The sequence below is a fragment of the Kitasatospora sp. NPDC059577 genome (assembly GCF_042735475.1).
Taxonomy (GTDB): Bacteria; Actinomycetota; Actinomycetes; order Streptomycetales; family Streptomycetaceae; genus Kitasatospora.
This window is the reverse complement of record NZ_JBHWBZ010000089.1, coordinates 19336-28372: the sequence shown is the minus strand read 5'-3', so window position 1 is coordinate 28372 and position 9037 is coordinate 19336. Positions and strand designations below refer to the sequence as shown.

Annotated in this window: 5 protein-coding genes; 4 read left to right on the top strand and 1 reads right to left on the bottom strand. The window is 74.2% G+C overall.

The genetic code is table 11. From position 1 onward, the window contains the following. Both ACFV0O_RS38970 and ACFV0O_RS38965 read left to right on the top strand, forming a co-directional pair. Positions 1-1416, top strand: a 1416-nt coding sequence (locus ACFV0O_RS38970; RefSeq protein WP_380349137.1) for an SUKH-4 family immunity protein, incomplete at its 5' end; no start/stop codon positions are given. Between the two features lie 265 nt (positions 1417-1681). Then, positions 1682-3178, top strand: a complete 1497-nt coding sequence (locus ACFV0O_RS38965) for a hypothetical protein (RefSeq protein WP_380349135.1) — start codon at positions 1682-1684, stop codon at positions 3176-3178. Positions 3179-3223: 45 nt separating this feature from the next. Here ACFV0O_RS38965 and ACFV0O_RS38960 read toward each other — a convergent pair whose 3' ends face one another. After that, positions 3224-3943 carry a hypothetical protein gene (locus tag ACFV0O_RS38960; protein ID WP_380349133.1) on the bottom strand — a complete coding sequence of 240 codons (720 nt, stop codon included), beginning with the start codon at positions 3941-3943 and terminating at the stop codon, positions 3224-3226. Between the two features lie 469 nt (positions 3944-4412). Between ACFV0O_RS38960 and ACFV0O_RS38955 the strand changes: the two genes are divergently transcribed. Both ACFV0O_RS38955 and mfd read left to right on the top strand, forming a co-directional pair. Further along, a complete protein-coding gene (locus tag ACFV0O_RS38955; RefSeq protein ID WP_360259348.1) occupies positions 4413-4697 on the top strand; it encodes a beta/gamma crystallin domain-containing protein in 285 nt (94 codons plus the stop codon). 627 nt (positions 4698-5324) lie between these two features. Continuing rightward, entirely contained in the window at positions 5325-8954 is a 3630-nt protein-coding gene (mfd, locus tag ACFV0O_RS38950; RefSeq protein WP_380349130.1) for a transcription-repair coupling factor, read from the top strand. The last annotated feature ends 83 nt before the right edge of the window (positions 8955-9037 follow it).

The following is a 9037-nucleotide window of genomic DNA, read 5'->3' as shown; positions in this document are numbered from 1 at the left end:
GGGCTGGGCCGCGCCGGTGCCTCGGCCCCGCCGCCGCCCCCGCCCGCGGGCCTGAAGGGCGCCCAGGGCTCCGGCGCCCCCGCCGGCGGCCCCGGCGGCCGGGCGGCCGGTTCGACCCCGCCGCCCCCGCCACCGGCGGGTCTGCGCGGCGGCGACGCCCCGGCGCCCCAGGGCACGCCGTCCGGCGGCACGCCCTCGGCCGGGGTGGCGTACGAGGCGACCCAGCTGGCGAGCGCGATCGACCCGGCGCTGCTGGGCGCGGGCCCCGCGGACCCGGGCACCCCGCCGTCCGGCGGTCCCGCCGTCCCGCCGCCGCCCGGCGGCCCGGCGGCTCCGGCCGCTCCCGCGGCCGGCTACGGCTACCCGAACGCGGGCGGCGCGGCGGGGGTCGTCCCCCCGGCTGCGGTGACCGGTTCGCCGCAGCCCGCGCCGGTGCCCCCGGGGGTGCCCGCGGTCGGCCCGGGGTACTTCGCCGCGCTCAGCTACCGCGGCCCGGACGGCTCGGAGCAGAAGCTGCTGCACCGCAGCGAGCCCGGCACCCCGCACCCGGAGTGGAAGATCCTGCAGGACCTGCGCCGACTCAACGTGCCGCCGGAGCAGGTGCTGGAGCTCTACACCGAGCTGGAGTCGTGCGACCTGCCCGGCGGCTACTGCAACCGCATGATCGCCGCGTCCTGGCCGAACGTCAGGCTCACCCACACCGCGCCCTACGGCCGTGACCACGCCTCCCGGCAGGCCGGGATGGCCGAGCTGCTCGACCACCTGGACGAGCTGCACCAGCTGGCCTCCGGTGCCCAGCGGGTCCGCCCGTTCCGGGTGCCGCTGCCCGCGCCGGGGACGGTCCAGGCGCTGGCGCCGCTCCCGCCGCAGCAGCTCGCCCAGGAGATCGGCGCGGCCTTCGGGCAGAACCTGTTCCGCTACGAGCAGCGCGCCGTCTCCCGCCAGGGCGTGCCCGAGCCGGTGTCCCAGAGCCTGATGTGGGCCGGGCTGCCGCGCGACTTCGGGCCGTTCTTCTGGGCGCAGGCGCAGGAGGGCCGGCCGATCCCGACGCTCGCCGAGCTGGCCGCCGAGCGTGGCCTGCCCAACGGCCCGGACTTCGGCGGCTACCTGGTGCTCGGCAACGACTACGGCCGTCAGCTGTGCGTCCAGTACGGCACCGCGAACGTCGTCGCGGTGGACGTCGATGGAACCGGCCAGCCGCCCCGGTTCGTCAACAGCGGTGTACCGGAGTTCGTCCGCTCGCTGGCCCTGCTGGGCCGGATGTGGCGGCTGCGGTACGGGCTGACCCCGGACCAGGCCGGTCGCTGGACGACCGACTTCCAGGCCCAGCTCGCCGCGATCGACCCGGCGGCCCTGCAGCACGCGGACACGTGGTGGGCCGTGCTGCTGGAGCAGTTCTGGGACGGTCTGCTGTAGCGGACCGTCGCGGATCCTCGCAGGTGGGGAGGGGTCGTCCCGGTGCCCGGGGCGGCCCCTCCGGCGTACTGCCGTGGCTGTGCCTCGTTGGGGTTTTGCCCGGATCTGCGCAAAATAGGTCAAGAGGATGGGTCTACTCGTCCGGTCCTCGACGTATTCCGGTCCGTACGACGACCGAATCCGGCCCCCGGCTCCGAACCGGTTCCGGATCCGGCCGTTCCGTCCGATCATGGGCTCCGCAGCCCGCGAACGAGGGGAAGAGCCCATGAGCGACGCCGTCCCCCAGCACGGCTTCACCCAGGCCCGGCGCGGCTACGCGCCCGAGCAGGTCGAGCGAGCCCTTTCGGCGCTCACCGCCCAGCGAGACGAGGCATGGGAGCGGTTGAGCGTGCTGGGAGCCGGGATCCGGCAGATGGAGGCCCGGCTGGAGGACATCCGCCGGGCCGCCGAGGAGGCGCCGGAGCCCGACTACGAGGTACTCAGCGAGCAGGCCGCCGGACTGGCCGTGATGGCCGGGAACGAGGCGCGCGCCGTCCGCGACAAGGCCGAGCGCTTCGCCGAGGACCTGCGGGACGAGGTCTACGAGGCCGGGCAGACGCTCGACCGGGAGGCCAAGGAGTACGGCACCACCACCCGTACCGAGGCCGACGCCGCCGCCCGCCGCACCGACGAGCGCACCCGCGCGGAGGCCGAGGCCATCCGCGCCGAGGCCGACCGGGAGAGCCGTTCCGCCCGGGACACCGCCACCGCCTACGCCGCCAAGGTGCGGGTCGCCGCGGCCGAGGCCAGCGAACTCGCCGAGGCCGAACTGGCAGACCGGCGCCGCAAGGCCGACGAGACCTTCGCCGCGGCCCAGGCCGATGCCGACGCCGAGGACGCCGAGGTCTCCTCGACCGCCGAGCGCCGGGTCAAGGAGGCGGAGCAGCACCGGGAGACCGTGCTGAACCGGATCAAGCAGCAGGAGACGGACGCCCAGGCCAAGGCCGACCAGCTGGTCGAGCAGGCCCGCCGGGAGGCCGAGAAGATCAACGCGGCGAGCGAGCGCGAGCAGCGCGAGTTCGACACCCGGCTGGAGACGGTGCAGCAGCACCTGGACCACATCAAGGCCACGCTGGCCTCGCTCACCGGGGCGGCGGTCGGCCAGATCGAGCCCGGGGCGGCGTTCCCGCGCGCGGTCGCGGCCGGGGTGCCCTCGGACGTGGTCCCGCCGGCGGTTCCGCTCCGGGCCTCGGCTCCGGTGGACGCGGACGCGGACGTGGATGCGGTCACGAACGCGGACGCGGACGTGGATGCGGACCGGGGCGACGGCGCGGTGCCGGTGGACTCGGAGGCGGACACCGGGGAGATCCCGGTGGCGGACCTGCGGAAGGCCTCCGAGAAGGTCGCGGGCGCCTCGCGGGCGGCGGGCGCCGCGTCCGGTGCCGCGCCGGCTCCGGCGAAGGAGGTGGCGGCCGGGGCGTCGCGGTCTCCGGTGGTCGGCGGCGGCGCCGTCCGGGCGTCCGCCGAGGACTCCGTGGTGACCGGGCCGGTCGCTCCGGTCGCGGCCCCGCCCAAGCCGGCCTCGCCGCCCGCGGTGACGGCCGCCCGGGCCGACGGCGAGGGCGGTACGGACGGCGAGGCCGTCGAGGCCGTCGAGACCGGGGCCGGCATCGGCGTCGAGCAGGAGCCGGGGGACGAGACCCGGATCATCCCGAAGATCATCATCGTGGACGACGGCAGTGGCTACGCGACCCCCAACACCGTGAGCTACCGCCGCCGTTGACGCCCCGCTCCGCCGCCCCGGCCCCGGCCGGGAGAGCGCCCGGAGCTACCCGTCCGCCTCGCCGGCGAGCAGCCGGGTGAGCTTCGCGTCCTGGGCCCTGACCGCCTCCTGCTGGGCGGTCAGGGCCTGCGCGTTGCGGTCGATCAGCTGACGCTGGTAGCCGGTCAGCGCGGCGAACCAGACGGCGGCCAGGTCGCTCGTCGTGGTGCAGCCCGCGTCGGCCCGGGCGGCGGCCAGCTCGGTCGGGGTCGGCTCCGGAGCGGCCCGGTACTGCCGCGGCAGCTCCTCCGGGGCGGTGGCGGGGAAGCCGGCGGAGGCCATGCAGGCGCCCCACCGCGCGGTGGCGGCGACCACCCGGGCGTCGCCGGCGGTGGCCGCAGTGGATTCGTCGAACAGCCGGGAGACCAGGTCGGCGCCGGTCGCGGGCGGCGAGCCGAGCCGCTCCGCCGCCTGCCGGTCGCAGTCGACCCGGGCGGCGTCGTAGGCCTCGCCGGAGCCCGCGGGGGCGGTGTCCGGGCGGGGGAGCGGCCGCTTCGGCGGGTGGAAGCCGACGGTGGCGGCGGCCTGCGTCCCGAGGTAGCCCCAGGGGCCGGCCGGCAGCGCGGTCGCGTTGTCCGGCGGCTGAGCGGGCTGCAGCCCGTCCCCGGTGAACGCGGCGAATCCGGCCCGGTGCATGCACGAGACGACCAGCGCATTGCGTGCCCGGATCTCCTGCACGGCGCTCCGGTCGTCGGCCCGGTAAGCGGACAGCGGGAGTCCGGTCATTCCGCCGCGACCGGATTCCGGGGCGGTCGGCGAAATGATCTCCGGTGGTGTCGGCGCGGAATCGGCGGACGTCTTTCCGGAGCTGCCCGAACAGGCAGCGGACAGAACCGGCAGAACAGCCGTGAGGGCGATGGCGGTGAATCGCCCGAATCGGGCCGGACGTGGCAAGCATCTGCTCCGATCATCAAGCGCGGCAAGCGTGCCGCGACCCTGGCGCATGTCGCAGCCATGCATTCCCGATTGGTCCCCGATCGATTCCCGAGGCGGTCCGCGGGGCCCGGCTTGGCCGGAAAGCGGCTGTCCGGTGCTGCCCGGCCGTGCGAATCTCTGGAGTCGCAACCGCCACCGTTGGAGGGGTTACATGATTCGCCGCACGAATCCTCGGACCGGCCTTCGGAACAGAAATGCGAAGGTCCGCCGGCCGGGCTCCCTGGTGCTTCTCGCGGCCGCCGCCGCGACACTGCTCCCGGTGTCCCCGGCGCACGCCGTGAACCGGGTCGACTGCGGAGGCCGGGACGATTTCGCGAAGGTGTACAACTACGGCTACAGCGGGCAGCTCTGCTTCGCGAACGACGGCTGGATGGCCGTGCGCGTCTACAACGTCGACCGGATCGACGCCGGCAACAACAAGGTCGTCACCTACCTGGGCGGCGGCCTCGGCTCCTGGACCGTCTTCACCTGGGACCGCTACGACTTCAACGCCAACCAGGGGCACGAGGTGATGATGTACGACGTCAACCTGTCCCGCTGGTAGCCCCCGGCCGGGCCGGGAACGCCGACCGGACGGGTGCGGACGTCCGGGGCGGGCAGGCGCGCGGGAAACGGAAGTAGGCCGAGACCCGTGGCGCCCTCCAGGAAAGGGCGCCACGGTTCCCGGCGCTTGGGCGGGCGCCCCCACCCAGGGTCGCCCGGCCTCGCACCTCCGACCCCCATCGGGGGTGCGACAGTGCCGCTGCAGCCATCCCCCACGGTTGGGTGCGGCGGGCACGTTCACCATGGTGCGCGATCTCCATGGACGGCCAGTGACAGGAGTATGTCCAGTTCGTGGCGGATGGCCGTGCCCGGTCCGGCGCCGTCCGCGGTCGGTTCGTCCACCGGCCGGTCCGGTGTTCCGTCCAGTGGTTCGTCCCCGGTCGTGTCTCCGGCCGTGTCCCCGCCGGTTGTCCGGGTCCGGACGTCCCCCGGGGGCCGCCGGCAAGGCGGCGCGACCGGCGGTTCGTCCCCGCCCGGCCCCGCCGACGCCGTGCGCCGCGTGCGTGTCGGCGCCGCGGCGTAGGCTGGAGACCCCCGGCCGCTCGGCGCGCCGGGCCGTTCGCGTTGCCCTGGCGGGCCTTCGCCGCCCGGGGGCAGCTCCATCCACGGGACGAAGAAGAGACCCCAGATGAGCCTGACCGGACTGCTCGATGTCGTCGCGCGGGACGCGGCGCTCGCCGAGGCGATCGAGGCGGCCACCGCCACCGGAGCCGCGGCCGGCGGACGCCGCCACCTGGACTTGGTCGGACCGCCCGCCGCCCGGCCGTTCGCCATCGCCGCACTGGCCCGGGCGCTCGCCGGGCAGGCCGCCGGAGAGCGGGGCCGGCCGGTGCTGGCCGTCACCGCGACCGGCCGGGAGGCCGAGGACCTGGCTGCCTCGCTGCGCTCGCTGCTGCCCGCCGACGCCGTCGCCGAGTTCCCGGCCTGGGAGACGCTGCCGCACGAGCGGCTGTCGCCCCGCTCGGACACCGTCGGCCGCCGGCTCGCCGTGCTGCGCCGGATCGTGCACCCGCGGGCGGACGACCCGGCGGCCGGGCCGGTCCAGGTGGTCGTCGCCCCGGTCCGCTCGGTGCTGCAGCCGCAGGTCAAGGGGCTGGCCGAGCTGGAGCCGGTGGCCGTCGGGCGGGGCGAGTCGCACGACCTGGAGGAGGTGGCCCGCCGGCTCGCCGCGGCCGCCTACGCGCGTGTCGAACTGGTCGAGAAGCGTGGTGAGTTCGCCGTCCGCGGCGGCATCCTGGACGTCTTCCCGCCGACCGAGGAACACCCGCTGCGGGTGGAGTTCTGGGGCGACGACGTCGAGGAGGTCCGGTACTTCAAGGTCGCCGACCAGCGCTCGCTGGAGATCGCCGAGCACGGCCTGTGGGCGCCGCCCTGCCGCGAACTGCTGCTCACGGACGAGGTGCGGGCGCGGGCCGCCGAACTGTCCGTCGAACACCCGGGGCTGGCCGAGATCCTGGACAAGATCGCCGAGGGCATCGCGGTCGAGGGCATGGAGTCGCTGGCGCCGGTGCTGGTGGACGACATGGAGCTGCTGGTCGACGTGCTGCCGCTCGGCTCGGTCGCGGTGGTCTGCGACCCCGAGCGGGTCCGCACCCGCGCCGCCGACCTGGTGGCGACCAGCCAGGAGTTCCTGCACGCCTCCTGGGTCGCGGCCGCGGCGGGCGGGGACCGGCCGATCGACCTGGAGACGATCGACGTCTCCGCGGCCTCGCTGCGCTCGCTCGCCGAGGTGCGCGAGCACGCCGCCGAGATCGGACTGCCCTGGTGGTCCGTCAGCCCGTTCGCGACCAGCGAGTCGACCGTCGACGGCATCCTGGAGTTCGACGCCAACACGCTCACCCTCGGCATGCACGCCGTCGAGGCCTACCGCGGCGACACCGCCCGGGCGATCGCCGACGCCAAGGAGCGGCTGGCCGCCGACTGGCGGGTCGTCATGGTGACCGAGGGCCACGGCCCGGCCTCGCGGCTGGCCGAGGTGCTGGCCAACGAGGGCATCCCGGCCCGCCTGGTCGCCGACCTCGCCGAGGCGCCCACCCGGGACGTCGTCCACGTCTCCTGCGGCTCGATCGAGCACGGCTTCGTGGACGAGGACCTGAAGCTCACGGTCATCACCGAGACCGACCTGTCCGGCCAGAAGTCCTCCACCAAGGACATGCGCCGGATGCCCTCGCGCCGCCGCAACGCGATCGACCCGCTGGCGCTCGCCGCCGGCGACTACGTCGTCCACGAGGCGCACGGCGTCGGCAAGTACGTCGAGATGGTGCAGCGCACCGTCCAGGGCGCCACCCGCGAGTACCTGGTGCTGGAGTACGCCCCGGCCAAGCGCGGCCACCCCGGCGACCGACTGTTCGTGCCGACCGACCAGCTCGACCAGGTCACCAAGTACGTCGGCGGCGAGGCCCCGACGCTGCACCGGCTCGGCGGCGCGGACTGGGCGAAGACCAAGCAGCGGGCCAAGAAGGCGGTCAAGGAGATCGCCGCCGACCTGATCAAGCTGTACTCGGCGCGGATGGCCGCCCCCGGCCACACCTTCGGCCCGGACACCCCCTGGCAGCGCGAACTGGAGGACGCCTTCCCGTACGCGGAGACGCCGGACCAGCTGACCACCATCGCCGAGGTCAAGTCCGACATGGAGAAGTCCGTCCCGATGGACCGGCTGATCTGCGGCGACGTCGGCTACGGCAAGACCGAGATCGCCGTCCGGGCCGCCTTCAAGGCGGTGCAGGACGGCAAGCAGGTGGCGGTGCTGGTGCCGACCACGCTGCTGGTGCAGCAGCACTTCTCGACCTTCGCCGAGCGGTACGCCAACTTCCCGGTCGCGGTGAAGGCGCTCTCCCGCTTCCAGACCGACAGTGAGGCCAAGGCCGTCCTGGAGGGCCTGTTCGAGGGCTCGGTGGACGTCGTCATCGGCACCCACCGGCTGTTCTCCTCCGAGACCCGGTTCAAGGACCTCGGCCTGGTCATCGTCGACGAGGAGCAGCGGTTCGGCGTCGAGCACAAGGAGCAGCTGAAGAAGCTGCGCGCCAACGTGGACGTGCTCACCATGTCCGCGACACCGATCCCGCGCACCCTGGAGATGGCGGTCACCGGCATCCGCGAGATGTCCACCATCACCACCCCGCCGGAGGAGCGGCACCCGGTGCTGACCTTCGTCGGTCCGTACGACGAGAAGCAGATCTCGGCCGCGATCCGGCGCGAACTCCTGCGCGAGGGACAGGTCTTCTACATCCACAACCGGGTCGAGTCGATCGACAAGGCCGCCGCCCGGCTGAAGGACCTCGTGCCCGAGGCTCGGATCGCCACCGCGCACGGGCAGATGGGGGAGACCCAGCTGGAGAAGGTCGTCGTCGACTTCTGGGAGAAGGAGTTCGACGTCCTGGTGTCGACCACGATCGTGGAGTCCGGCATCGACATCTCCAACGCCAACACCCTGATCGTCGAGCGCGGCGACACCTTCGGCCTCTCCCAGCTGCACCAGCTGCGCGGCCGCGTCGGCCGCGGCCGCGAACGCGGCTACGCCTACATGCTGTACCCGCCGGAGAAGCCGCTCACCGAGACGGCGCACGAGCGCCTCGCGACCATCGCCCAGCACACCGAGATGGGCGCCGGCATGTACGTCGCCATGAAGGACCTGGAGATCCGCGGCGCCGGCAACCTGCTGGGCGGTGAACAGTCCGGGCACATCGCGGGCGTCGGCTTCGACCTCTACATGCGGATGGTCGGCGAGGCGGTGGCCGAGTTCCGCGAGTCGCTGGCCGGCGGCGGGGAGCCGGAGGAGGAGCCGCTGGAGGTCAAGATCGAGCTGCCGGTCGACGCCCACGTGCCGCACGACTACGCACCCGGCGAGCGGCTGCGGCTGCAGGCGTACCGCTCGATCGCGGCGGTCAACTCGGAAGCGGACATCACGCAGGTCCGGGACGAACTCGTCGACCGCTACGGCAAGCTGCCCGAGCCGGTGGAGAACCTGCTGCTGGTCGCGGCGCTGCGGCTGTACGCCCGGCGGTGCGGCATCTCGGACATCACCCTGCAGGGCTCCAACGTCCGCTTCGGGCCGGTGGAACTGCGGGAGTCCCAGCAGCTGCGGCTGAACCGGCTCTACCCGCGCAGCCAGGTCAAGGCGGCGGCCCAGCAACTCCTGGTGCCGCGTCCGAGCACCGGGCGGATCGGCGGCAAGCCGCTGGTCGGCCGGGAACTGCTCGGCTGGTGCACGGAGTTCCTGTCGGCCATGTTCGACGACCTGGCGGGGGCGAAGAAGTAGCGCCCGAAGGGGCGGTGCACGGCGGTCTCGGGCTTCGGCCCGGGGCCGCCGTTCTGCGTTCGGGCGCTGACGGCGACGGCTGT

Bases quoted from the DNA above. Each gene is read 5' to 3' on its own strand.
- ACFV0O_RS38965 (WP_380349135.1), top strand. From the start codon at position 1,682: ATGAGCGACGCCGTCCCCCAGCACGGCTTCACCCAGGCCCGGCGCGGC.
- mfd (WP_380349130.1), top strand. From the start codon at position 5,325: ATGAGCCTGACCGGACTGCTCGATGTCGTCGCGCGGGACGCGGCGCTC.
- ACFV0O_RS38960 (WP_380349133.1), bottom strand. From the start codon at position 3,943: ATGACCGGACTCCCGCTGTCCGCTTACCGGGCCGACGACCGGAGCGCC.